22 protein-coding genes and 1 pseudogene are annotated in these 25,385 nt (G+C 38.2%); 5 read left to right on the top strand and 18 right to left on the bottom strand.

The window, feature by feature from the left end:
• Positions 1-241: 241 nt before the first annotated feature.
• The 6 genes from CUU64_RS07605 to CUU64_RS07580 form a co-directional block, all read right to left on the bottom strand.
• The gene (locus tag CUU64_RS07605) at positions 242-1,510 is read right to left on the bottom strand and encodes a S8 family peptidase (RefSeq protein ID WP_101632906.1); all 1,269 of its coding nucleotides are present in this window, start codon (positions 1,508-1,510) and stop codon (positions 242-244) included.
• A gap of 1,106 nt (positions 1,511-2,616) precedes the next feature.
• The gene (locus CUU64_RS07600; protein ID WP_101632905.1) at positions 2,617-2,721 is read right to left on the bottom strand and encodes a YjcZ family sporulation protein; all 105 of its coding nucleotides are present in this window, start codon (positions 2,719-2,721) and stop codon (positions 2,617-2,619) included.
• A gap of 463 nt (positions 2,722-3,184) precedes the next feature.
• Positions 3,185-4,408 (bottom strand): hypothetical protein, encoded by a 1,224-nt coding sequence (locus CUU64_RS07595; RefSeq protein ID WP_101632904.1) that lies wholly within the window; start codon positions 4,406-4,408, stop codon positions 3,185-3,187.
• Between the two features lie 14 nt (positions 4,409-4,422).
• Positions 4,423-5,241: a hypothetical protein gene (locus CUU64_RS07590; RefSeq protein ID WP_101632903.1), complete on the bottom strand. Its 819-nt coding sequence runs from the start codon at positions 5,239-5,241 to the stop codon at positions 4,423-4,425.
• Complete coding sequence (locus tag CUU64_RS07585) at positions 5,225-5,926, bottom strand: ATP-binding cassette domain-containing protein (RefSeq protein ID WP_101632902.1); 702 nt, start codon at positions 5,924-5,926, stop codon at positions 5,225-5,227. Before CUU64_RS07585 ends, CUU64_RS07590 begins: the two co-directional genes overlap by 17 nt.
• Before the next feature lie 14 nt (positions 5,927-5,940).
• A complete protein-coding gene (locus tag CUU64_RS07580; protein ID WP_101632901.1) occupies positions 5,941-6,315 on the bottom strand; it encodes a GntR family transcriptional regulator in 375 nt (124 codons plus the stop codon).
• 499 nt (positions 6,316-6,814) lie between these two features.
• On the opposite strand from CUU64_RS07580, the gene CUU64_RS07575 reads away from it, so the two are divergent.
• The 3 genes from CUU64_RS07575 to CUU64_RS07565 all read left to right on the top strand — a co-directional run bounded on the left by CUU64_RS07575 (position 6,815) and on the right by CUU64_RS07565 (position 9,252).
• Complete coding sequence (locus tag CUU64_RS07575; protein ID WP_101632900.1) at positions 6,815-7,831, top strand: metallophosphoesterase; 1,017 nt, start codon at positions 6,815-6,817, stop codon at positions 7,829-7,831.
• 307 nt (positions 7,832-8,138) lie between these two features.
• Positions 8,139-8,312: a YppF family protein gene (yppF, locus tag CUU64_RS07570; protein WP_101632899.1), complete on the top strand. Its 174-nt coding sequence runs from the start codon at positions 8,139-8,141 to the stop codon at positions 8,310-8,312.
• 610 nt (positions 8,313-8,922) lie between these two features.
• Positions 8,923-9,252, top strand: a complete 330-nt coding sequence (locus CUU64_RS07565; RefSeq protein ID WP_101632898.1) for a cyclic-phosphate processing receiver domain-containing protein — start codon at positions 8,923-8,925, stop codon at positions 9,250-9,252.
• Between the two features lie 93 nt (positions 9,253-9,345).
• On the opposite strand, the pseudogene CUU64_RS07560 reads toward CUU64_RS07565, so the two are convergent.
• Positions 9,346-9,525: pseudogene (locus CUU64_RS07560) on the bottom strand (hotdog fold thioesterase); the annotation flags it as partial.
• A gap of 607 nt (positions 9,526-10,132) precedes the next feature.
• Here CUU64_RS07560 and CUU64_RS07555 point away from each other — a divergent pair.
• Entirely contained in the window at positions 10,133-12,730 is a 2,598-nt protein-coding gene (locus CUU64_RS07555; RefSeq protein ID WP_101632896.1) for an Ig-like domain-containing protein, read from the top strand.
• Positions 12,731-12,881: 151 nt separating this feature from the next.
• Here CUU64_RS07555 and CUU64_RS07550 read toward each other — a convergent pair whose 3' ends face one another.
• The 5 genes from CUU64_RS07550 to CUU64_RS07530 form a co-directional block, all read right to left on the bottom strand.
• Positions 12,882-13,301: a DoxX family protein gene (locus tag CUU64_RS07550; protein ID WP_101632965.1), complete on the bottom strand. Its 420-nt coding sequence runs from the start codon at positions 13,299-13,301 to the stop codon at positions 12,882-12,884.
• 660 nt (positions 13,302-13,961) lie between these two features.
• Positions 13,962-14,066, bottom strand: a complete 105-nt coding sequence (locus CUU64_RS07545; protein ID WP_101632895.1) for a YjcZ family sporulation protein — start codon at positions 14,064-14,066, stop codon at positions 13,962-13,964.
• Between the two features lie 816 nt (positions 14,067-14,882).
• Positions 14,883-16,700: a diguanylate cyclase gene (locus CUU64_RS07540; protein WP_101632894.1), complete on the bottom strand. Its 1,818-nt coding sequence runs from the start codon at positions 16,698-16,700 to the stop codon at positions 14,883-14,885.
• A gap of 129 nt (positions 16,701-16,829) precedes the next feature.
• A complete protein-coding gene (locus CUU64_RS07535) occupies positions 16,830-17,438 on the bottom strand; it encodes a DUF5317 domain-containing protein (protein WP_180954501.1) in 609 nt (202 codons plus the stop codon).
• A gap of 391 nt (positions 17,439-17,829) precedes the next feature.
• Positions 17,830-18,024, bottom strand: coding sequence for an N-acetylmuramoyl-L-alanine amidase (locus CUU64_RS07530; protein WP_219621863.1), 195 nt, complete (start codon positions 18,022-18,024; stop codon positions 17,830-17,832).
• A 109-nt stretch (positions 18,025-18,133) separates the two neighbouring features.
• Here CUU64_RS07530 and CUU64_RS07525 point away from each other — a divergent pair, with 109 nt between their 5' ends.
• Positions 18,134-18,283: a YjcZ family sporulation protein gene (locus CUU64_RS07525; protein WP_101632892.1), complete on the top strand. Its 150-nt coding sequence runs from the start codon at positions 18,134-18,136 to the stop codon at positions 18,281-18,283.
• 332 nt (positions 18,284-18,615) lie between these two features.
• Here the strand turns inward: CUU64_RS07525 and CUU64_RS07520 are convergent, their stop codons facing one another.
• The 6 genes from CUU64_RS07520 to CUU64_RS07495 form a co-directional block, all read right to left on the bottom strand.
• Positions 18,616-18,816, bottom strand: coding sequence for a cold-shock protein (locus CUU64_RS07520; RefSeq protein WP_101632891.1), 201 nt, complete (start codon positions 18,814-18,816; stop codon positions 18,616-18,618).
• 656 nt (positions 18,817-19,472) lie between these two features.
• The gene (locus CUU64_RS23095) at positions 19,473-19,748 is read right to left on the bottom strand and encodes a DUF3231 family protein (RefSeq protein ID WP_142383603.1); all 276 of its coding nucleotides are present in this window, start codon (positions 19,746-19,748) and stop codon (positions 19,473-19,475) included.
• Positions 19,749-20,374: 626 nt separating this feature from the next.
• On the bottom strand, positions 20,375-21,403 hold the full coding sequence (locus tag CUU64_RS07510; RefSeq protein WP_101632889.1) for an NADH:flavin oxidoreductase/NADH oxidase: 1,029 nt from the start codon (positions 21,401-21,403) through the stop codon (positions 20,375-20,377).
• A 705-nt stretch (positions 21,404-22,108) separates the two neighbouring features.
• Complete coding sequence (locus CUU64_RS07505) at positions 22,109-22,933, bottom strand: aldo/keto reductase (RefSeq protein WP_101632888.1); 825 nt, start codon at positions 22,931-22,933, stop codon at positions 22,109-22,111.
• 59 nt (positions 22,934-22,992) lie between these two features.
• Entirely contained in the window at positions 22,993-24,204 is a 1,212-nt protein-coding gene (locus tag CUU64_RS07500; RefSeq protein WP_101632887.1) for a multidrug effflux MFS transporter, read from the bottom strand.
• A 145-nt stretch (positions 24,205-24,349) separates the two neighbouring features.
• Positions 24,350-25,381 carry an NADH:flavin oxidoreductase/NADH oxidase gene (locus CUU64_RS07495; RefSeq protein ID WP_101632886.1) on the bottom strand — a complete coding sequence of 344 codons (1,032 nt, stop codon included), beginning with the start codon at positions 25,379-25,381 and terminating at the stop codon, positions 24,350-24,352.
• Positions 25,382-25,385: the final 4 nt, after the last annotated feature.

The following is a 25,385-nucleotide window of genomic DNA, read 5'->3' as shown; positions in this document are numbered from 1 at the left end:
TTGATAGCTTGTACATATTATATAGTAAGCCATATTCACCAAATTCCTCCTTGCGAGTATTAGTCTAATAATTCGCCTAATCGCAATTATTAGACTTTTTTTCAAAACTAATAGCAAAATAAAACGCCTTTAATAGACTAGATACATAAAATGACTCCAATGTCCCGTATACAAAAGTAGCCATGTAGGAAAAACCCGGCATGGTTGTCCATTGTCCGGGTTCGGATATCAATATGTTCAGTTATTTTACCCGCGCAAATCCAAAGCCTGACGCATAATCATCGCCTGTTGCAGAGCCATATCCACCTTTTATGTCATACACCCTGGCTTTTGATTGAAGCTGGGAACGAACCTGCGCATGGGTAAGTCCTGGATTGGCTGACCAAATCTTTGCAGCTAGCCCGGATACATGAGGGGTTGCCATGGATGTTCCACTAATCGTATTGTATCCGCCGTCAATCCAAGTGGACTCGATGGAAGCTCCAGGAGCAGAAATTTCTACATCCTTTTCCCCGATCACAAAATCACCATCTGTATTAGGGTTCCCACGGGATGAAAAGTTCGCGACCCTATAGGTTCCATTCTCCTGCCGGTTTTCTAAAGCCGCCACCGCCACCGCATTCGGCAAGGCTCCTGGATAGCCGATTGTGTTAGCTGCATATCCGCTATTTCCAGCGGCTGCGATCACCAATAATCCCTTGCTATATGCATAGTTTACAGCATTCGTAATCAGGGTGTCCTTTCCCGCTGAACCAAGAGACATGGAGATAATTACTCTCGTACCTGTGGCTGTCTTCTGATCTGCTGCATGCCGGATCGCGCCTGCTATGTCATCCGAGTAGCCAGATCCATCATCTCCGAGAACCTTGTAAGCCCATAGCTCTGCTTCCGGTGCTACTCCATAGATTCCTAGACCATCTGAACCACCATTTGCTAGAGCAGTACCAGACACATGGGTACCATGTCCATTACGGTCCGTACAAGAATTATTAACAATAGTGGCTGTTGTAGAGGTGAAATCTTTACATTGCTCTACATTTGCTGCAAGGTCAATATGTGAAGTTGTCGTGCCTGTATCCAAAACGGCAATTTTGGTTCCATTCCCTCCTGATGTTGTCTGAAGGGATGAATCGTTATATACCGCTTTAATCCCCCATGGAACTCGCATTGAGGGATAAACAGCAGCCGCAGCACTTACGGCTGTAGCTTGAGGTCTTGAAATGGTTACGACAGGAACCTTTTTGATTTCCAGCTGTTTATTGCCTTTCAATTTATTATAGTCCGTCTGGCTAACGTCCATAGTAAATCCTTCCGTGCCGAAATCCCATTTTTCCTTGTGTTGCTCTTTTACTTTTTTTACGTTATTCTTCTCTCCGGTTACTAAAACTCTGATTTCTTGTTCTTCGCTTCCGGCTGAATCTTTTTGAACTGCGGCAGCCCCGTCAGCCATCATGGATAAACTAAACGCAGTACAAAGCAATAACGTCATGAACTTTGTCTTTTTCTTCATTATGTTCCCCTCTCGCCCTGTTATTTTCTATAATCCTAGTCTATGAGACTGTTTTTTTGAAAAAGTAACAATATGACAGCAATCTAGCAGAAACTCCAAGTATAAAAATTTAATGCATGTTTAGTGGAAAACCAAAAAACAACCTGCAATCGTTAATTTAAGGGACAAGCTTATCACATGGCTTATTTATGGAAGAAAGTTTAGAAATTTCCAAATTTCAAAATACATATCCTAATATATCATTCTATTACCCAGTTAGGTAACTTACAAATTATGTAAATAAAACTAGATAGTAGAAATTCTATCTCGCAGTTCCCCCTTCAAACACTCCACACTACAGGTATATAAAAAAAGTGCCGGAACACGGCACTTTCATGTAAGTTTATATGGATTTATGCAAATTTAGTTTAGTTTACGGATACTTTTACATGATAATATCCCCTGACGCACCTTATTTGCGTCAGCTATTCTGCACTTCTGGTTGATCAGAAAAAAACAATGCTTCACTTAAAAGCAGCATATCATGGTATATTTGTTCCTTTATTTGCAAATTATCACATTGATAATAATCGTCAACTAATCGTTTAAGTTCATGGTTAATGAGTTCTACTGGAAACAATCTACTTACTCCTTTGGTGTTATGTTTTATCCTTCAGAAATAACCACTAACCTACTATCCTATTTATCTAGGAACAAACATTAATTAGAGAATTGGCACAATGTTCTAGTTTTACAAAAGTTTTTCATTAGCTAATAAATTGCCAACATTATATCCGCAGAGCCAGCCTTTATGTCGATAAATATAAAGGTGATACCTATGAAGTTTCTGTTAGATCGAGTAATTCGGAGCTGATATCAATGAGTGCCAGTTATATCAATAAATTGTAAGCTGATAACAATGATTGCCAGTCCGGACAGATTATCCTGCATTTTGGCTAAATTAATCTGATTTCTGGACAAATTATCCTTCATTTTCGCTAAATTATTTTGAATTCGGATAGATTATCCTTCATTTCGGCTAAATAAACTTGATAACGGACAATTCCCAAATAAATAAAGAAAGCCTGATAGCGGGTTCAAACCCGTTATCAGGCTTTATGTGATGATTAATAACCGCCAAAGCAACCGCAGCCAACAATCACCAATAATACGAAGATTACAAGGATGAAAGCAAATTGACCGCCGTAGCCACCGCCAGCGTAGTCACCCATGTCGTACCCTCCTTTTATGTGTTAGTGGAAAAGCTACCTTACACTTTCATACTATGTACAACCCAATTTACTGGACAGGGCTGAGAGTTTGTCCTACGTAAAAATGTGTCTTTTCGGTAATTTTAGTAAATGAGTTTTTTTCTATTAAAAATGGGCGGTCACTTTAATAGCTTGTACATATGATAAATTAAGCCGCAACCTACCAGCTTCTCCATTTACCTCCTTTGGAAAACGATCTTACAAAGAAAAAAGCCTGTTAATTAGCAATCCTAATTAAGGCTTTTTTCGTGTGTCAATCATAATAAATATGCTCCATTGAATGTACATAGAGATCTAAAACAGCTTTTTAGTCAGGAGATGTTCGGTTTCACTTTCGTCATAACAGCGGATTTCCCATTTTGGTTACCATACCAACACGAGTGTTGTGCTCTTCTTCAAAGGTGACATGTACTGGCACGCCCTTTTATTGTATTTCCATGTAATTTATCCGGAGAATCCCTTCCATTTCCGTTCCTTTTTTCGCTTTCAGCTGACCCTTGTACAATTCCTTGCCAGTGTTTAGGTCAGCAACTATCAATTGACCCGGCGGCTGTTTAGTTTTGCGGGGATAGGTTTCATCAGCAGAATATAAGTAAATTCGGCTGTTTTTAATAATCACCTTAGTATCTTCCGTCATTTGGCTGGCCATAATTGAAAATTCGAAAGATTTTATCAGTTGCCTTTTGTTTATATCATGTGTTTCGATTTGTAATCTCTCAGCCTTTCGATGAATGACATAAATGGCGGTATCATTGTAAAACGATTCATATCCAGTGTATTTCGAATTTGGAATACTTTGTTGTTTTCCAGTTTCAAAATTATAAACCATCAGTTCGCTTCCTTGTTTATCCATTGTTTTGTTCCCATTTCTGCCCGTTCTTTCTTGAAGCTCATATTTTTCATATACGAAATAGTTGTTTGGATTCCGTACATTTGTTTCTCTCAACTTTTGATAATTAATGAAGGTGCTCCCTGCCTGTTCAGTTTTAAAAATAAGTTCATCTGCAATGATTTTTTCTCTAGATAAATCGATTGTGTAAATATGGACCTCGTTGTTCTCCACATCTGAATATGAATGGAGACTTTGTACTGCAACGACTTTCAACATCCCGCCTACCATCTGAACATCCAATTCCCCCATAAATAAAACTGGTTTTTCCGTCAGAATTTTAACCTTAGTATCCGTTCGTTCTTCCTTTTCCTTGTCTAAGAGTGAAATGTTGAAGGAATATTCTTTCTTCTCACTTTTCTCTTCTTCCTTTATGGTAGCATGCACCAGGAAATCTTTATCTTCATAAAGAGAAGCTGCTCCCCACTTTCCTCTCATATAGGAAGGATACTTCTCCTGAAGTTCTCTTATTTCCCCATCGTTTCCATAACCATTGGTGAATAGTTGCACGAACGATTGCTCACTATTGTAATCAATCTGATTATTTGAGATAAGGAGGCCCTCCGAACGTCCAAAATGGCCAGCTCGGTCGAAGGAGCCTGCGAATGTGACCGGCATGATTTCTTTATCGTCACCGGACTCTTTGACAAATGTAAACTGCGGAAGGCTGCTTTCAGATACTGCATTCTTGATATAAAAAGAGCCTATGAAAATCAAAGCAGCAAGAGTAATCAGTAGTGTCCTCCAATATCGTTTCATTTGTTCACCCCTCCTCACACCGTTACCTTTTTATTTAATAAGAACCGGCTGATGACAATTGACAATGCCGTGATTAACATAAGCAGCACGCCCTCGAGTAACAGCAGCTCTTTCGGATACAACATTTCTCCCACTAGAAACGGTGTTAACAGCAGCAACCCGGCAAATAGGATGAAAAGAATCCCCATTACAATTCCCTTCCACCGGAAGCTTCTCTCGAATAATATCGCGGTAAACAGCAGAAACACGGCCATAATGCCAATACCATATGACACCAGGAATTGATCGAATGAATGCGGGATAATCATGGATAAAAACCAGAAGCTGTTTAGTGCATGATGATAGTCCAAATAACCGATAAACTCAGCCGGCACCAGAGATTCAAGGAGCGTCTGCTGCAGTGGCAGCAGGATAAGCTGAAATGCGATCAATCCAAGGACCAACAGGAGAATAGCTGTAGCCTTGGCAAAAAAGATGTTGATTCGTACAGTGGGCAGCATCAGCAGCCGGTAAATAAACGTATTCTTGCCGAACCAGTCACGATACCAAATGAAAAAGATATACAAAATCAACAAAGCCGCGCTCAGTGCGATTGGAGCAAGGAACCAGAGGCTTGTAACGATTTGTGAAAAGCTTATCGTGCCGTGGCTAGTAAGAAATTCTGCTTGTGTGATTGATTGATCCCTCATGACCCTGCTTGCTTCACTTAAATAGGTTTTTGACCTTACAACAACACCGGCAAATTGCGAAATGGCCACAATCACCAACAGTGACCCAAAAAATCTAGATGCCCTATTGATTTCAAAATCCACTAGTTTAAGATAACTTTTCATCTAGATACACCTCCCTCATTACATCAACGACTGATTTGCCCTCCTCCATACGGATATCCTCAGTTTTAAATTCTTTCAGGACTTTCCCGTTTCCGATCAAGACCGCCTTGTCTATCAAATGCTCGATGTCACCGATTTCGTGCGTTGTGATAATTACGCCCCTGTCTTCAATCAAATGGCTGGCAAAAACATCAGCGATTTGCTCACGGCTAAATAGATCTATTCCTGAGAATGGTTCATCCATCAGTACATAATCCACATCAATGGACAATCCAAGCAGCAGGTTGATTTTGGCTGCATTCCCCTTTGAAAGTTCTGATATGCGAGTATGTTCATCAAGCTTGAAAAACGACAGCAGCGTGGAAGCGCGTTCCTCATTCCAATTGCTGTAGAAATCCTTCATGAACATCATCGATTCCTTAATCGTCATGTTGGGCAACATAGTGATCGTGTCAGGAATAAAGGTAACTTTTTCATACATATTCTTTGAAATTGCCGCCTCATCAATCAAGATTTGTCCATCGGAAATAGGTGTTAACGCCATGATTGCTTTTAATGTCGTCGTCTTACCGGAACCATTGATTCCGATCAAACAGGTGATTTCCCCTTTGTTTGCCTGAAAAGATAGTCCGTCCAGCACTTTTTTCCTGCCAAACTTTTTCGAGATATTCTTAACTTCAATCACGTTTGCCTGCCCCCTTACTCCTCAAAGCTCTCTACATATTTTTCCTTGACCAGCGTCAACAGTTCTTCAATTGGCACATTGATTCGATGAACTGATTTCAGAAACGCATCGATTGCCTCGTGAATCAGTTCCTCTCTCACTGCATTTAAAATCGACTGGTCCGTTGTAATCTTGCTTGGATGATTTCTTTCCGTGTAAATCAAACCTTGTTCCTCCATTTCCTTATACGCTTTTTGAGCAGTGTTTGGATTAATTTTTAAGCTGCCTGCAATCTCCCGTCTTGATGGCACTTCCTGCCCAGCAATAATTGCACCTATTGCAATCTGCTCCTTAAAATGGCGGACAACCTGCAAATACACCGGATCGCGGTTATTAAAGGTAACATTCATGTCAACATCTCCCATGCAGCCTAAATTTACGACAGCTGAATTGGTAATCGTTAGTGTATGTATTACATGGTTCATACACTTTATAAGTGTACTATATAGTTAATACACCTCAGTCGTCAATAGCTTTTTTTGTTTCATTTTTAATAAAATTTATTCATCACACATTGAATCATAGTTACCCGCGGATTTCAGGGTTACTTAATCACATGAATAAAGACGTATTCCCTAGTCCTCACCTTTAACGAGAGTGCTCTAGGACAGGATCTTCCTCCAATTCATATTTTTAAAAGACTGATCTTTGATCGTTGAAAAATCTAATTATATAGTTCATTAACATAATATCGACCAATCCTCCAGTAACGAGAGTCATGGAATATGTAAAGATTCAATATCATTATTAATTCGTTTTAAGTCTTTTGTAAAATTGCCAATTTTCATTTTTCCATACGCTATATTTAGAAATGTAATTTTTCAAAGACGAAAGGGGATTAACTTGTTCATGAAAACACGGAAATCAAGCATCGCACAAAAATTAATGGTGATGGGAGCGTCTGTCGCATTGGGTGCTTCCCTATTTACCGCAAGTTTGGCTTCGGCGGAGAAGAACGAACGCTATGACAAAAAGCCCTCCTTTGAATTTGGCCTTATTGCCGATATTCAATACTGTGACTGCGATACACAGGGTGTCCGCTTTTACCGGAATTCCATTGAAAAGCTCCAGGCAGCAACAGCTGAACTTAACCGGCATGATTTGGCCTTCACCATTCAGACAGGCGATTTGATCGACCGCAACGTGGATAGCTTTAACACCATCCTGCCTTATTTCAACCAGATTCAAGGAAAAAGGTACCACACCCTGGGGAACCATGATTTCCCCGTGACAACTGATGAAGTCGCAGACATTTTAGATATGCCGAATCAATATTATGACTTTGCCAAGAAAGGCTATCGCTTTGTCGTTCTGGATACGAATGACCGCTCGCTATACGCTCACAAACAGGGTTCTGCCCAGTACCAGCAATCGGAACAGATGTATAACCAACTGATGGCTACCGGTGCGGCGAATGCACAGACATGGAATGGAGGCGTAGGCCCAGAGCAGCTGGATTGGCTAAAAAAGGTTTTGGAAGAATCAAAGAAGAAACACGAAAAAGTCATTGTCATCGGACACCATCCAGTTTATCCAGCCAACGAACATAACGCATGGAATGACACTGAAATTGTCAAGGTATTGGAACGTGCAGGCAATGTTGTTGCTTACTTTAACGGGCATAACCACGAGGGTAATTTTGCTGAGAAAAACGGCATCACCTACTTGAATTTCCGAGGAATGCTGGATACGGCGGATACGAGTGCTTTTTCTGTAATTGAGGCATACAAGGATCGGCTGGAAATTGACGGTTTTGGACGCGAACCAGATCGCACAATCTGGATTCATCAGGACCAAGAAAACAAAGGCAAGCATCGAGACAGCGAACACGCATATAACGATCAAGTCAAAAAGGCACGTAACTAAATCAGTACATACTCAAAAGACAAGGGATTCTTTTCCCTTGTCTTTTTATCTCGTGTTCAAATCTATAGATTACGGTGCACCACCTGTGTAGTTTTCTTATGTTCCCCTAATACATTAGTTAACAATTCGTCAAAATCTGGACGCACCTCTTACCATAGATGATTCCTGATAATCACTTAATTCCCTTAATAAATTTAGAAGTTTATGTAATTTCATGTCGTTAATTTGAATTTTCAAAATTCGGGATATCTCTTCAAATCATGTTATATTTTTCCTTGGAAATTTATTAACATTTCAGGAGACTAAGATGAAAATTGAACGTTTAATTACAAATTTTATAATAAGTAAATCTCATTTGCCAACGCATGCAAATGTCTTGCTGGACCACGCTAGAAAAGAGTATATATTAGGTAAGATTTCAATAAAAGATTACCGCGAACTACTTCAAGAACTAAGCAAACGTGGTGCAACACTACCGTAGCCAGTGAACAAATAAACGGGCATTTTAAGAATAGCTTCTCATAAGTCGTAGTCATCCGTTTGCAATCCTTCTTTATGCCCGTCTTTATCAATATAATAATATTAATCTACTATGATCCCTTAACTACGCGGAAGCGGGCTAGGTGTGTGTGTAACCTTTCTCATTTAATCGATAAACCGTTTAATCCCCATTTTTTTCAGGCCGGGGAGCATGTTCAACATTAAAAAAATCGATACATGCCCCTCTTTTTTGTTACATAATCTGATAAAAAGGAAACAGGTACCCCATATATAACACTACCTATTAGGGCATATAAAGCACTATCATAAAATAGATGGTCGAGCCTGTTCCGAGTTCTATAAAAAAGTAAAGCCCTCCGAGAATGAAACTGGAATATAAGGCAGACTTAATCTTTGAAATCAGAATCTGTTTCAATCGAACTCCCTTTTACATTTTAAAAACAAGGCAGATTTATATGCCTGAGTGAAAAAGTAAATAATTTCAGAATATTCCAACACGAGTTATAATAACTGTGTTAAACTTAAATCAAATAAAAAATCTGGGATATCTGACTTTTCTTAGTCCTCCCTTAGAGGCGAGGTGAGAAGATATGAAAATTCGAGTATTCCTGGATGATTACCGAGAGCCACCTGATGGATATGTATTAACTGAGACAATAGATGATTGTTTAGAATTATTGAGGAATTTTGAAATTGAACACCTGTCATTGGATCACGACCTCACCGATAAGATTAGAAATGGTTTTCTACTTGTTCAGTTGATGGTTAAGCACGATCTGTATGCAGCAAGTATAACGATTCACTCTGCCAATGCTGTTGGTGGTAAAGCTATGTATAATTTCTTGAAACAAGCCCAAAGACAAGGAACATTCCCGAACAGTATTAGAGTTCACCTAAGACCACTTCCCCTGAATCGCTGATCTTCTAATTCCGCTACATTTTTCTTCATGATTATAAATGAACGAGAAAAAAGCGATGTACTTATAGAAGATCGCTAACCATTCCACAAAAAATCATTGTTTTCTACTAACAACTGAAATAGTGCATCGAGATATACAAATTAGTTTTCCATCCACATCAGTAATTTTAATATCCCAGACCATTGTTGTACGCCCTTTATGAAAAGGGGTAGCTATTGCCGTGACAACGCCATCACTTTTACTTCGAATATAGTTTGCATTGATTTCCATACCTGCCGGGTTGAATTCCCCTTAAAATGTAAAATTAGTGTGCGTTTAAAAAGACAAGAACCTTCAATTTTACGTTAATTTACCACAATCAATAATTGAAATAGTTCCTGCTTTTTTTGCCTGTTACCTCGTCAACCATACGTCGCAAAAAAATATAACTGCTCTTATGTAACCATTAAACAATATTATAACAATCGCTGTTTTTTATTTTCCAGCTATATACTAGAAATATATTTCAAATATTAAATCTGGATGATTTTTTTGAGCCAAATGAAATCGGTACGGAGCCCCGATGGCCTCCATCCGTTCATCGGAGTCAGGGCTCTTTAAGTCTTCTATTATTAGTTTAAGAAGCCTCCTCTCCTTTTTCCAAATCAACCGCGGATTAAGGTTACTTAGTTTAAAGTCTATAATCTTATTTTTTATATATTATTGATTTTGGTTTTATTTTTTCCAAGGCCTTAGTTAGTAAGCCCCTCTCGTTTGAGAAGAGCTTTTTCTGTGAAATAAATACGTATGTTATTGTTATTGTAAATAATTACCTCTATATAAATATATAGGAATCTTACTATAATTTAACTAATATTGTAGTTTTATGGGAGGATTTATTTTGAGACGTATTTTTCATTTTTTTACCGTTGTCATTTTACTAATTTTCAGCCAGTTTCCCATGCTAAAACCTGATACTGCTCACGCAGCTGCAGGTCCTGTAAGCATTGCCTTTCACCCTTACGATTCGGTTGTAGACCCGAAACGTCCTGTTATCTATTTAACAAAGCTAGGAAGCAAGACCATCTATTCCGTGAACTATGAAACCGGGGATGTAAAAACCCTTATTCTGCCTTACGCAGCAGAAAAGATAGAGATGTACAACGACAAATTGTACGTAACCCAGCTTAAAACTAGCCATAACACCTATAATATGGGGCCGTATTCTGGTGCAATCGCTGAAGTGAATGCCAACGACTTCACATTAATTGACTTGATGGAAGTAGCGACGGACCCATATGACATTGCTATTGATAAAGACGGAATAATTTATATTTCACCAGGATCCGGACAATGGGAAAATATAAAAGCTTATTCCTTACTTGATAAAACGGAAATCCCAAACGGCCATGAGGCAAATGTTTATGAAAGGTCGACCATTTATTACAGTGCAGAAAACTCAAAGATTTATACGATTGACTCTACTCTTTCCCCCAGGGATATAGATGCCTTTGAAGTGAATAAAGGGGATATCACGGCAACATACGACTCTCCGTATCATGGAGACTATGACATTGATTTTGAAGGGAGAATCACACCAGACGGACAATACATGTATAACGATAGTGGCTATGTTTTTGAACTTGCCCCACTAAAATCTGGAGACATGGTATACAGTTTTGATATGGGTGATGAATTTCATGATTTTGCCTTCCACGAAAAGCTAACCTTCGCTGCGAGCAATTATGGCGGAATTGACATTTATGAGTATAATACAGACCATTACTTGTATTCCCTCAAAGAAGATGTGTTGGTCAACCACTTGTACTATAAGGATGGATTGATAGCCATTTATGAGGATGAAAGCGGAAAGAATTTTGTAGAATTTATCCAGGATTATAAATCCCAGCCGTTTAATTATGTTGACGGTTTATTCCTGTCCTCCGACTCCCAAGGGATCAAGCCGTACGATTTTTACAATGGCATTCGAAAGGTCCCTGCAGACAGTTCTTTTGTTTTACAGTTCAATCAAAAGGTTAACCTTGTTGATCCATCCACAATCTCGTTGAAGGGACCAAATGGTGAAATCAAGGTGTCAACTGATTTGAATTATGGGATCCTGTATATCAAGCCGCAATATTTATATGAAAGTACTCAGTATACGTTGACAATTGGCCAAGGGGCAGTCAGCGGCTATTCAGGTGAAAAGCTTGAAAGTGATAGAACCTTCACTTTCTATACAAGCAATCCCCCTATATCAAATCTTTCCGTCTCTGTAAACGACAGCCAGGCGCCATTGCAGTACACCTTCAACGCCTCGTCAAGTGGAGGCGTTGAACCTGAATACAGATATTCAGTAAAGGCGAACGGAGAGTGGAAGGTCATCCAGAACTATAGCTCAAGCCAGAGTACGGTTTGGAGGCCTGCAGCTAATGGGACTTACTCGTTTAAGGTAGAAGTGCGGAGCAAGGGCGAGGAGGCATCTGAAAAGTCATATGAATTCAGCCAGGTTGTAAAGGACGATATTGTACCGAGCATCACCCTGGTTCCCGATAAGACCAACCCTACGAATGGAAATGTTCAGGTTACAGTAAGAGCCAACGACAACATCGGGATAAAAAACATCAGACTACCAGATGGCAAAAGGGTAGCAGATTCTAATACAACCTTCACGGTAACAAAAAATGGGTCTTATTTCTTTGAAACAGAGGATCTGCTTGGAAACGTTGCTTCCTCTACCTTGAATGTAACAAATATTGATAAAATCAGCCCGGAGGCTAGCATCATATCAAGTACGACTACTCCAACTAAAAATGACATTGTACTTGTGGTGAATGCCAATGACAACAATACAATAAAGGGAATCACATTGCCTGGAGGAACTTTTTCAAAAGGGAATAATGCGTTGTTTCCAGTCTCTAAAAACGGAACATACACCTTCACTGTGGAAGATATGGCAGGCAATAAGACAACCAAGGTCTTTACCGTATTGAATATTTATAAAAACCCTCCAGCAACGCCTGCGGTCAATCCTGTTTGGGATAATCATACAGCGATAACAGGCAAAGCGGCAGCCAATTCCATTGTCACTGCATTGGTGGGCAGCAAAATTATCGGAACTGCTAAGGCAACACCGCAAGGCAGTTACAAAATCAGTATGGTAAAACAAAAAGCAGGAACGAAGATTTCCCTATACGCCAAGGATCCTGCCGGTAATAAAAGTGCTTCAAGAGTTGTAACAACCATTGACAAAACACCGCCAGCTGCTCCGACCGTCAACAAAATTACAACCCAAACACGGTTAATAACCGGAAAAGCAGAAAAAGGGTCGATCGTGTATCTATACTCAGGAAGCAGACTAGTAAGCAAATCAACGGTTGATTCCCTAGGGAATTATAAAATATCCATTCAACCGCAAAGAAAGGGAACCTCATTAAAATTACAGGCAGTTGACAAAGCAATCAACAAGAGTCCATTCCGTACAGCAAGCGTTCTGTAAGAAAAACCAACCTGAACGGAACAATCCCAAGAAATATCAGAAGGCAACTCCCATATGGGTTAGTTGCCTTCTTTTAATAGGAGTTGCCCAATGACGACATGTAGGTATGAATAAATATTTATATCAAAAAAGTTCCCTCGCCTGTAACTCTTTATAAGGATATATCAGAAGACTTTTGTTTATTAAACAATGAGTGGCTCAGGGAAAACAAGTTACTTCCATTGATGACAAGGAATACAGAAATAACAAGAAATGCTAGATCTAATTCATATCCAGCCATTTGTCCATTTCCTAAAAAACCGACTGCCCATTTCACCTTTATTGTCGCCCCTAACATGATCACAATGAATAAAGCAGATACAATTCTCGTACCAAAACCAATTACTAATAAAATTCCTCCGATCAACTCTATTAAAGCAACAGCGTATGCCATAAACCCTGGCAACCCGATACTCTGGAACCAACCGACCGTATTTTCGATTCCTCCCTGAAACTTTACATAACCATGGATGAAGAATATGATGCCTAAAGTAATCCGTAAAATAAGTGCTCCAACTTCGTTTTTCAACATTTTATTAAGCCTCTCCTTTTTCGTTTTTTCCATACTTATATTGAAAGTAGGATCTCTGATTAATTTCAGAAGACATATTTCTTGTTTTGTAATTATTTTCAATTAAACTATCTCTAATTCGAGATTTTTACCACTATAAAATGTTAAAATAGTATTGTAAACAACAACCTCCTTGCTTCCCATCCTTTTAATATTTCCATTCATTTTGGACCAGCTCCTTTCTTTAAAACAGGTAGAATGGAAATTTAACCGTGAATAAGGTTTTCACACTCCAGTTGCCTCTCCCCCATCTCAATGACAAAATCGGTGTGTTTGGTCCATACACGAAAAAAATAAAGTTTTACAATCAAAAAGTATAATAGTACCTTTTAATATGTTACTTACTTTATGTAAGTTATTATATTTTTACAATTTGTTTATGTCAAGTAATAATTTATCAAGCCCGCTTTTTTTACATGGCCAGAACGCCTTAACAGCTAACCAAAACCCTAATAAATAAGTTTACTGCTACTCGAGTAAAGTCCATTCAAGTCTATAAAGGCTAGATAGTTACTTGTAACGGTTTTATTTAACAATCTCAAGACATTGATCCACTTTATGATCTTTGGAATGAAGAAGCCTGATAACGGTTCAAACCATTATCAGGCTTTCTTTTGGAGATTAATAGCCGCCAAAGCAACCGCAGCCGACAATTACCAATAATACGAATATTACAATGATAAAAGCAAAGCTGCCACCGTAGAAGCCACCAGCGTAACCGCTCATTTAGTATCCCCCTTTTTTTTGTAATGGAAAACCTACCGTACACTTCATCCTATGTTTAATTAATTGAAACGGACAGGGTTGAGAGTTTGTCCTAATGAAAATGTGTTTTTTCACCAATTGTATATTTAAGTAGTATCTGGATTAAAAAGGGCTGTCACTTATACATAGATTGTACTGGTTAACAACTTGAAAATGGGCGAGCCCCCCTCATATGGTAAGAAGAAGCTTTCAAAAAATTTTCAATATGTCGCTATACCTTGGCTTGGAATATCTTTATATAAACGGAATTGATCAAGCAAGTAATTTCTCTGATACGAGGTGCAATTGTTATAAAATCTGGTATTTTTACCGCAGCTTTAAGCCTTTCATTCGATGGTACTGGTTTATTACAAATTCAGGCTGTCACTTTGAAAGCTTGTACATATTATGAAAATAAGCGCTCTATATACCGTTAACTGAAATGACAGACAAACCGCTAATAAAGGAGTGAAAACTATGGATGAATTCGGAATAGCAGAAATTGCATTTATTCTTATTATTTTCGTTCTGTTGGTTATCATTTTAGCCTTCTTCCTCTTCTATTAAGCAGCTATTAAGTCGTGCGAGCCTAATAATTGGCCAAGCCTTCTTTTAGTCCGAGCCTATTGTTAGGCTTTTTCATGATAAAAAAAACACCCTTAAAAGGATGCTTTGTTATACTACACAAACTAATATTCTTTTAAATATTATGACTGTTCTACGGAACTACTCGAACACCTTAATCTGTCCCATAGCTGCCTCGATCTTCCACAATTCTAAAACTTTGTTGAAGTACTTTTAATGACTATACTGTGATTTTCTGAAATGTAATGGATATTTTTCCTTGAGCATCTCTATAAATAGAGGGACGAACTCGGGGTCAAATTGATCACCGCTACAATTTGCCAGCTCCACAATTGCTTCATCAAAAGACTTGGTTTTTTGATAAGGCCGTTCAGTCGTCATAGCATCAAAAGAGTCTATGATACATAAAATACGTGCCAATTTTGGAATGGAGTAGCCCTTTAATCCATATGGATAGCCTTTGCCGTCAAACCTTTCATGATGCAATTCAACAAGGGGGATCAAATCATGTAGAGCCTTGTTGGTAGAGATAATTTCTTTCCCCCATATCACATGCTTCTTCATAATTTCCCACTCGTGTGAATCGAGTTTTCCCTTTTTATTGATGATGTCTCTCGGAATTTCCAGCTTTCCAATGTCATGAACCAACGCGCCCATAATCAACAATTGTCTTTCTCTATCTGTAAGTTCCAATTTGTTGCAGAAGTCTACTGCATATCCGTACACTCTTCTACTATGCTGATAGGTGTTCACATCTTTTGACAGAAAGATCCGCAATTGCTGTTCTAGCTGTTCTAGCTCATGCTCCCATTCAAAATGATTACTAGCATGTTCATCATGAAACAGCTGAACATTATTTTTCCCTTTTGCCTTAGCAACATATAAAGCCTGGTCCGCCCTGCCTAAAAATTCAGCGCTATCATACATTCCTTCCTCATACTCCACTATTCCCCCTGAAAACGAGAGACAGCCATGCGGAAGTAATTCAACTCCATCAATATATGTGTCATTCGCACTCTTTCTTAAGCGGTCCATAAATAATAACGCTTCATCTTTTTCTATGTTCGGCATTAAGATGACAAATTCTTCTCCGCCGTAACGGGATACAATTTTATCTTCGCCACACCGTTCCTGTAGTAAGGACCCAAAGGTTTTGAGCAGCTTGTCCCCTTCCAAATGGCCAAGCCGATCATTATATTTTTTGAAATCATCAATATCTAAAATGGCAAGGCTAAGCGGGTAGTATTTTCGGTCTTTTATATAATTTACAAGGAGTTCTTTAAAATAACCGTGATTGTACAATCCTGTTAATTCATCTGTGTTGGCTTTTTTTGTAAGATTTTCGTAGAGTTCATTATATTGTTTAAAAGCAATGGAAAGTAATACAACTATAATGGTGAATAATGCAAGACCAAATACTTGTTCATAAACGATCAGAACACTACAAACAATCGATAATATGAGAGTGCTAATATAAGTAGATAAGGTGTTTTTAACAATGTTTGTTAAAATAAACTTTGGTGAACCAATCATATAGAAATAACCGCCGAAAATCGCGAGGTTAATAACAGAGTAAACAAGCATCGCAAGAACATACGGTAATATATTCTCGGAATTGAATAAACCTTCCTCTCCCTTCGAAAAAATGAAAACTCCATGAGCTCCAACAAGCATTATCACATAATTGGAAAAATTAAATAAATGCTTCCACCAAACCGTCTGACGTTGATAGATAAAATTAATCACCGAAGCGAGGAGCAGAACGAATAAAGTCATATCTAAACCAAAGATAAAAAGCGAAGCCAGGAAAATCGCTGAATCCATCGACAGGGAGTTTTGAGTTAGAGGAAATAATATGGCAAAATGATTGACAAGTATAATGGATCCTAGAATAGAAAAAATCAATACCCATTTTGTTAATTCATAAGAAAAGCTTGGTGTGTTAATAAAGATAAAGACTAGTAATCCAACAAGACATATCGTTCCAACATACATTTCAGCTTTATTTTTTATAACATTGATTTTAGTCATGAATATTCACTTCCCAATGAACTAAAAGGGGGAAATATCCCTTTTAGCCCTTATCATTAACCTAATTTATAACCTGAAGTTAAAGCTACAATAATCGAACCAATAACGGCAAGGTTAAATAACACATTTTTAACATTTAACTCCTTCTTTTCTTCCGTGTTGTTCATTGACGCCACCTCCTTCATTGAGACTGTTGCCTTTATGTATAACCATTAGTGATTGTATAAATAGAAAAATTCCTATATTCATTACAATGTCTCCGATGCTCACAACCTGATCTTTCGGGTATGGGTTTGTAATCGGAATGATGTCACCCAGAAACCCCAAACGGGTATGCTCCGTAAGCAAAGTGTGTTTCGCATAAACTCCATTTTTTAAAGTTTCTATATAAAATGGATCTAATATTTTCGCAGCTTCCATAGAAACCGGCATCCTGCCGCCATTTATGGATATTACGATAAAATTCAACAGGACACCTAATAATATGACCATGAATCCAGGCTGAATTCTATTAACCCATAAAAATAGCAAACCTACTATATAAATCAAGATATATAGGTGGCCGCTCACAGTTTCCAGCCATGAAAATTGATGCTGAAAAATAAATATTGTAACTTCAAATAAAAGCAATAAAGGAAAAAATGCCCCCCATCTTATTTTCAGTGTCGCTAACCCATAAAGGTTTCCACCACGCAGGAAACCGATGAGTAAAGACAAAAGGATCCCATCAAAAACCATGAACTAACTCCCTTTAGAAATTTATGCAAAGATAGTGATAAATGACTAGTATTTGAAATTTTATACTATCACTGCCATTTCTAATTCACAATAGTATTTTTTATAACTCTAGTTATATTACTAGGAATCTTATGAATAAAAATAGACACATAGCAATATCCGTAGCTAAACGATCAAATAACCTAACATCTCAGCAAATCCGAGTATTGTAAACTTCCTCACAAACAGCCCATAACTTATTGTCTAAAATACATACTTAAGCCATTAAAGATTCCTTGTGCCGCTTTTTGTTGAGAAGCATTTGTTGTAATAATTTATTCTTTTTGGGGGTTAGAGATGAAATCTAGTTCAACAAGAACAGCTGGCATCTCATTATTTTTACTACATAATATCAAACAGCTTGAACGCCACAGCCCTTCATTCCTGTCTGTTTCACCAGCTCAGCCTGGATATATCTTGCTAATTCTGCCTCATTTACATGCGCATGATCATAAAAGGTGTCGACTTCACTAGCGTTCTTGCTTGTGCTGGAATTGTAATGGATACTTGTAAACAAAACAGCATTATGCTTACGATTTATTCGCACAAAATGGCTTAAATATTTGGGACATATAATATCTGTATCCTTTAGGAAAGATCAACATACTATGTATTAACCCAGGAAATTATTTTTTAAAAAAAGGTTTGGTGATATTATGTCAGATGCAGTGGCTGTTGCAGGAGGGTTCGGTAACGGATTTGCTTTGATCATAGTTCTGTTCATTCTTCTGGTTATTTTAGGATGCTTCTGTGGTCGCGGGTATGCTCCAGTTGGCCCAGTATACGGATATGGAGCCTACTGTTAAGAAAAGCCTTTCTTTAGGTTTTTTTCTTTTTCTTACTACTAATTTCCAACTACAAAAATGAGCTTCTATAAAGTTTAGCCCCCTCTCATTTATTACCAAAAACGTCGCAATGATTTGGGGATAAAAACTAGCCTTTCGGGGTTTTGTTTTTGAATAATCGTTACAATATTGCATCCAATATGCATACTGTAAATAATCTTTGAGGCTTTAATCATTTTAATTTGCCTGTACCCCCCCCCCCTCCTTCTTAAAGAGTAGGGAGTTTTTTAGGGTTATGCAAAAAACAAAAAAAAAACAGACTCATTATTTGAGCCTGTTTTTGTATATTTCAGTTACGCCTTTTGAACGTTAGCAGCTTGAGGGCCACGAGCACCTTGCTCAACGTCAAATGTAACTTTTTGACCTTCGTCTAATGATTTGAAACCTTCGCCTTGGATTGCAGAGAAATGAACGAATACATCTTCTCCACCTTCGCGTTCGATAAATCCGAAACCTTTTTCTGCATTAAACCATTTAACTGTACCTTGTTCCATATGTGTTGCCTCCTAGTGCGATAAGCACATTTTGTTACTATCCTTGCCCAATGTGATCTTTAAGACGAAAAGTCAAAAACTAATACTATCCTTTACACCGAACAAAAATAATTCTTATTAATCATAACAGAACATAGAAAAAACTACAAGTTCTATTGGAAGGGAAGAAAAAACCTTTATCCAATGTTTCATAATTCCGTTTTCTTCCTGACAATAAGATGAATTGTAAAGAGATTTATTTTAACCTTTCGTTTAGCTCTGGGCTGATACTTATTAATTTACTCTCTTATTAACCAAATGATAAGTGTCCTTTTTTAGACTAACACACCCATTTTGATATTAATACTAATGCCTGCCTAATAGAAACCATTAAAAAAAACACTCTTTTCGCCAATTCGGACTTATCTAACCTACCGTATTAAAGTAATAGAAAAAGCCGCAATCAAGTGACTTATTGTATGGTTTTCTCTCTTTTATTCCTTATCAGGCAATCCAGGAGGTTGATAATAAGGCGGGACCTTCAACCACCCTCTTTTTTGCATGAGCGCTCTCAATGTGGCGGCAAAGGTAATATGTTGAGGCTGGAATCTCAAGAACATCAACCCAATGTCCGTCCTGATTGCTTCAGACTGAACCATGGCACATTTCACGATTGACTAGGCGATTTTGATGGAAACGCTATTTGCAATTTCGTCATCCGTCATCCTAACTCCATTAGGTTCTTCGTTTTGATTGGACTTAGGCCGAGGTTCCCGGCCGTTCGGCAGTGCCACCCCTTCGTGAATCAACAGGTTCCTTACCTCCTTGGCCTGATTGTGGCACAGTTTAACCGCTTCCTTTAACATATCCTTCACTTCTTCATCAGTTGTCGTATTCAGTCCCATTTCTTCAAAGCTCATCCATATTCCAACATCGATAGATAGATCCAACACGACATGACCTCACCGACATGAGGGGGCTGCTTTTTTTCGTTGGTCAGCATTGCCTTCAATGCAGTCGTCGCAGTCTCAAAAATATTGTCCATTGAAACACCTCCCATTCATAAAATAACCAAGGCCTGAGATTTTTAGTCTTATGTAAATTTGTTATTCAACACTCGTCCGAAGCAGAATAGGAGCTGCCGAAGCACCTCCACTATATTAAATTCAAGAGCCTTATAATTTATGCAATCTTACATTTAATGAAAAAGAAACTAAGGCAGCACACTGTTAATAGGTTATTTGTTCGAACTAGAATCTGACAAATATTCGGAGAGCTGTACAACAGCTTGATACATTTATCCGTTAAAAAAAGGCCTGATTCCAGGTCTTTTTTCCAAGATATGTATTTTATATTCGTTTTGCACCTATAAATTGTGGTTTCCAATATGTATTATAGATACTCGACAAAGGCGGCTTATAAGTTTTCATATCAGTACTAAAAGCCTTCAATGCGAGTTCAGGACTCATAGCTGTTAATATTGGTTTTACGCCGATCATTTCTAATAAACAACTTATTCATCTTCTTCAACACCAAAAACCGCCTTACATGACATGATAAGGCGGTTTGCTAATCTAATTTATCGTCTAAATCCATCTACATACTGGGCTGGTACATTTGCTTCCTTTTTCAGTGTAGCTGCAGCTTCTAATGCCCAATGAGGATTACGCAACATACCTCTTCCAACGGCCACTAGATCTGCTTCTTCATTTCCGATGACAGCATTTGCTAACGCTGGCTCATCTAATCTGCCAACTGCAATAACGGGGATATTAAGAGCTTTCTTGATTTCTTGTGCTAATGGTACTTGATATGCTGCATGTGTACCAGGTCTTCCACCTGCACCAATAGGACCTTCTCCACCAGAAGAGACGTGGAAGATGTCTACTCCTGCTTTTTGATATTCTTTTGCAAATTCAATACTTTCATTAATACCATATCCACCTTCAACATATTCCTTTGCGGATATACGCATGATTAATGGCATATCTTCTGGCATCTCGGCTTTTGCAGCTTCAATAATTTCTCGGCCAAACTTCGTGAGATCCTTTCCATATTCATCTTCTCTCTGATTGGTTAAAGGCGAGTGGAACTGATGAATCAAATATCCGTGCGCACCATGGATCTCAATCGCGTCAAATCCTGCTTTTACTGCACGCTGTACAGCCTTACGGTACTTATTGATCATTTCTTTTACTTCATCTGTTGAAAGTGGTCTAGGTGTTTTTGAATTTTCATCAAATGGAATGGCTGAAGGAGCGACAGGTACCTCAGCGTCTTCCGCTTTACGTCCAGCGTGAGCAATCTGGATACCCACTTTAGCTCCATACTGATGGCAAGCTTCCACAATTCGTGCTAAAGCAGGAATGTGTTCATCTGACCATAAACCTAAGTCGAAGTCTGTGATACGGCCATCCGGTTCCACATCTGTCATCTCCATTATAATAAAACCAGCCCCGCCGATTGCTCGATTTACATAGTGCAAGTAATGCCAGTCTGTAGCAATACCGTCTTTCTTCTCAACTGAATATTGACACATTGGCGGCATTACGACGCGGTTTTTCAACTCTAAACCTTTGAACGTATAAGGACTAAATAAATGTTCCATTTTAAAACTCCTTTTATGCAAAATAATTGAAAGAATGCTATAAAAGCATCCTTCTTCTGTTATGTCCTATAGCATCACATTATGTACAAGCTTGATAAAGTAAAATACATGCGTGTGCATGCATTTAAATTATAATAATCATTTCTTCATGTCAACAAATATCACCATCCACATCCTCTTAAAAATGTGTACATACATATTCCCAAATACGAAATAACATCCTCGTTATTTGATTGTTAATCTAAAAGTTTAGAATGTTTAGCACTGTAGACGATTATGCAAATAGAGATGTGAATATATAGGCTTATAAAAAAAAGCCCAAGTGAAGTTTACCGGGCTTAAGACAAAGTACATTCGTATAAAATTCTTTCGTGAATCAAAAATTATAACTTCTTTATTAAAGACTGAAGTTCTCGTTGAATTTTTCCTGTTTCCAAAAGGGAACTAAGAACATTCTGGAAGAAACTAGGTAAATGAATTTAATAATTCTAGACCTCGCTAGAAGGTGAAACAAGGTTCAAAGGCTTATTACTAACTGCTAAGCTTTAATGGAGTTTTTTAATATGGTCCTTTTATTATAGATTCGTTCATTGATTTATAGCCGTATAAAAAAGAATATTCCCTTGAAAAAAACCCATTCCAGTTGAAAGCTAAAATGGGTTAGAGACAATAGTCTAATGGAAAATTAGAGGTTCCTTGTTATTTTTATCGAATATTCATATCATTTGGATGTGCACCTTTACGTCGATTACGATTAAGTTTATTTATTTCGTTCAATTCAGTTGAAGTTAGTTCGAAATCAAATACATTATAGTTCTCTTCGATTCGTGATGGTGTAATAGATTTTGGAATGACGATTGTGTTATTTTGTAAATGCCAGCGCAACACAACTTGAGCTGGCGTTTTGCTGTGTGACGTAGCAATCCTTTGAATTACTTCGTCTTGCAACACCTCTCCTCCTTGGTCAAGAGGGCTCCAAGCTTCTACAAAGATATTATGTTTTGCACAAAACTCTTTTAACTCATTTTGAGCAAGGTATGGATGACACTCAATCTGATTCAATACTGGTACAACTTCACATTCTTTTAAAAGGCGCTCTAAGTGTTCAATTTCAAAGTTACAAACTCCAATTGCTTTCACTCGGCCATCATGATAAAGCTTTTCTAACGCTTTATAGGTTTCAATATACTGGTTAAATTGCGGAGTAGGCCAGTGAATCAAATATAAATCAACATAATCAAGACCTAATCTTTCCAAGCTCTCATCAAATGCATATAACGTATTTTCAAATCCTTGATCACTATTCCAAACTTTCGTTGTAATAAATAACTCTTCACGAGATACAGATGATTCAGCAATAGCCTTTCCAACGCCCTTTTCATTTTTATAGATCATTGCCGTATCAATAGATGTGTAACCAACTTCAATTGCTTTTGCAACTGCTAGTCTTGCTTGATCGTCTTCAACCTGCCAAACACCAAATCCCAGCTGCGGCATTTTTAATCCGTTATTTAGAGTAACAAAATTCATGGTACATTTCTCCTTTTATCCCTCGTTTTTTATTACCTTTCAGTTAAAAATAAATTGTATTATTTTGTATCCTGAACCCTTAAAGAAGCTCTTCCGACTAATCCATAATACGATAAGAAAGCCATTAAGCTTGCTAAAAAAATAACAACCCCCATTGGAATGGCTGTATACTCTCCGGCTATTCCTACGAGTGGAGCCGTTAATGATCCGAGTATAAAGGGTAGGAGTCCTAATAGTGCAGAGGCACTTCCTGCAATATGTCCTTGTGTCTCCATTGCTAATGAAAAAGAAGTTGCAGCAATGATTCCTATCGAAGATACAAAAAAGAAAATGGGAATGGCGACAGCGATAAGGGGAGCCTTTGATAGAAGAGCTACCAATAAAACAGCACCTGCTAAGTTAGAAATCAATAACCCAATCTTTAGGAAAGTCCTCTCTGATATGATATCTGTAAAGCGACCAACCACCTGACTTCCAATAATTAGAGCAACTCCATTCACTCCAAATAATAGACTGAACACTTGGGGAGTTACACCATAAATATTCTGATAGACAAAAGGAATACCTGAAACGTAAGCAAAGATTCCTGCAATGATGAAGCCTTGAGTAAGGGCATATCCAGTGAACTGACGATCTTTTAACAAAGAGCCAAAATTCTTCACTATTTGTGAAATATTACTTGGAACACGGTTTTCCTTTGGTAATGTTTCTTCGAGTTTCCATGAAACCATGAAAACCAATGCGAGACCTATACAAGCTAAAACAAGAAAAACTCCTGACCAATTAGTAAACGCTAGTATAATCCCTCCAGCAATCGGTGCTACAATTGGCCCAAGGTTCCCTACCAACATCAATAAAGCGAAGAACTTGGTGAGTTCCCTTCCACTGTACACATCGCGAACAATTGCTCTAGAAATCACGAGCCCACCTGCTGCTGCAAAACCTTGTAGGAAACGAGCCCCGATAAAGGTGTAAATATTGGGTGCAAATGCACATATTGCAGAAACGATTAAATACAGGAGGAGGAAAATCCTCAATGGCTTACGGCGGCCTTGAACATCACTCATTGGTCCTATAATCAATTGACCTAATCCCAATCCTAAAAGGCAAGACGTTAAACTAATTTGTACTAAGGAAGCTGTTGTATGGTATTCTTTCACAATAGTAGGGAATGAAGGTAAATACATATCGATTGTAAAAGGACCTAATAGTGCAAGTGACCCTAAGAGTAAAGCAAGTTGCAATCGTTTGGTACCTGTTAATTTATTCAACTATTTCTCGCCTTTCTATTTAACAATCATTTTCCATTAATCTAAAAAACTGTTTTATAAAAATTTACTTTACATATCTAGTGGAAAATCAAGAACAGGCACCACTAGGGCACTCGCCCTTGATTTTCCATGTAATTACTTTTTACTAATTTTTAGGAAAACCTCGATCGTATTGTCTTGGAATTCCTGTTTCTTTATGAAGAACAGTTGCAGCCTCCAGTGTCCAATAAGGATTTCTTAACATTCCTCTTCCGACCGCAACCAGATCCGCATCTTCATTTCCAATAACGGAGTTCGCTAATGATGGTTCATCCAATCTTCCAACCGCAATGACAGGGATATTAAGAGCTTGCTTAATGGCTCTTGCTAATGGCACTTGATAAGCTACATGTGTACCAGGTCTTCCATCTGCAGCAATAGGTCCTTCTCCCCCTGCACTCACATGAAACATATCAACCCCTGCTTTTTGATATTCCCTTGAAAATTCAATGCTTTCATTGATGCCATATCCACCGTCTACGTATTCTCTAGCAGATATTCGCATAATCAACGGCATATCCTCTGGCATTTCGCTCTTTGCAGCCTGAATGACATCTTTACCAAATTTCGTTAATTCCTTTCCATACTCATCTGTTCTTTGATTGGTGATATGGGATTGAAATTGGTGAATCAAGTAACCGTGTGCACCATGAAGCTCGATTACATCTACTCCAGCTTGAACGGCACGACGTACAGCCATACGGAATTTTCCAACCATTTCTTTTACTTCTTCTGTAGAGAGTGCTCTTGGCGTTTTTGAATTTACATCAAAGGGAATCGCAGACGGTGCAACTGGAATCTCGGCATCTTCTGCTTTACGCCCAGCATGAGCAATTTGAATACCTACCTTTGCCCCATATTGATGACAAGCATCAACAATACGTTTAAGTTGCGGGATTTGCTCATCTGACCATAATCCTAAATCATAATCGGTGATACGGCCATCTGGATCAACATCTGTCATTTCGATAATGATTAAGCTCGCACCTCCAATGGCACGGCTAACATAATGCATAAAATGCCAGTCCGTTGCAATTCCATCCTTATTCGTTACCGAATATTGACACATAGGTGGCATAACCACTCGGTTTTTTAATTTTATTCCTTTGAGCAGAAAAGGGGTAAATAAATGATCCATGATA

The organism is Bacillus sp. V5-8f (assembly GCF_002863565.1).
Lineage (GTDB): Bacteria > Bacillota > Bacilli > Bacillales > DSM-1321 > Peribacillus.
This window is presented reverse-complemented; position numbering and strand designations above follow the sequence as displayed.

Bases quoted from the DNA above. Each gene is read 5' to 3' on its own strand.
- CUU64_RS07510 (WP_101632889.1), bottom strand. From the start codon at position 21,403: ATGGAACATTTATTTAGTCCTTATACGTTCAAAGGTTTAGAGTTGAAA.
- CUU64_RS07505 (WP_101632888.1), bottom strand. From the start codon at position 22,933: ATGAATTTTGTTACTCTAAATAACGGATTAAAAATGCCGCAGCTGGGA.
- yppF (WP_101632899.1), top strand. From the start codon at position 8,139: ATGAAAATTGAACGTTTAATTACAAATTTTATAATAAGTAAATCTCAT.
- CUU64_RS07590 (WP_101632903.1), bottom strand. From the start codon at position 5,241: ATGAAAAGTTATCTTAAACTAGTGGATTTTGAAATCAATAGGGCATCT.
- CUU64_RS07565 (WP_101632898.1), top strand. From the start codon at position 8,923: ATGAAAATTCGAGTATTCCTGGATGATTACCGAGAGCCACCTGATGGA.
- CUU64_RS07520 (WP_101632891.1), bottom strand. From the start codon at position 18,816: ATGGAACAAGGTACAGTTAAATGGTTTAATGCAGAAAAAGGTTTCGGA.
- CUU64_RS07495 (WP_101632886.1), bottom strand. From the start codon at position 25,381: ATGGATCATTTATTTACCCCTTTTCTGCTCAAAGGAATAAAATTAAAA.
- CUU64_RS07550 (WP_101632965.1), bottom strand. From the start codon at position 13,301: ATGTTGAAAAACGAAGTTGGAGCACTTATTTTACGGATTACTTTAGGC.
- CUU64_RS07575 (WP_101632900.1), top strand. From the start codon at position 6,815: ATGAAAACACGGAAATCAAGCATCGCACAAAAATTAATGGTGATGGGA.
- CUU64_RS07600 (WP_101632905.1), bottom strand. From the start codon at position 2,721: ATGGGTGACTACGCTGGCGGTGGCTACGGCGGTCAATTTGCTTTCATC.
- CUU64_RS07540 (WP_101632894.1), bottom strand. From the start codon at position 16,700: ATGACTAAAATCAATGTTATAAAAAATAAAGCTGAAATGTATGTTGGA.
- CUU64_RS07545 (WP_101632895.1), bottom strand. From the start codon at position 14,066: ATGAGCGGTTACGCTGGTGGCTTCTACGGTGGCAGCTTTGCTTTTATC.
- CUU64_RS07595 (WP_101632904.1), bottom strand. From the start codon at position 4,408: ATGAAACGATATTGGAGGACACTACTGATTACTCTTGCTGCTTTGATT.
- CUU64_RS07605 (WP_101632906.1), bottom strand. From the start codon at position 1,510: ATGAAGAAAAAGACAAAGTTCATGACGTTATTGCTTTGTACTGCGTTT.
- CUU64_RS07525 (WP_101632892.1), top strand. From the start codon at position 18,134: ATGTCAGATGCAGTGGCTGTTGCAGGAGGGTTCGGTAACGGATTTGCT.
- CUU64_RS07535 (WP_180954501.1), bottom strand. From the start codon at position 17,438: ATGGTTTTTGATGGGATCCTTTTGTCTTTACTCATCGGTTTCCTGCGT.
- CUU64_RS07580 (WP_101632901.1), bottom strand. From the start codon at position 6,315: ATGAATGTTACCTTTAATAACCGCGATCCGGTGTATTTGCAGGTTGTC.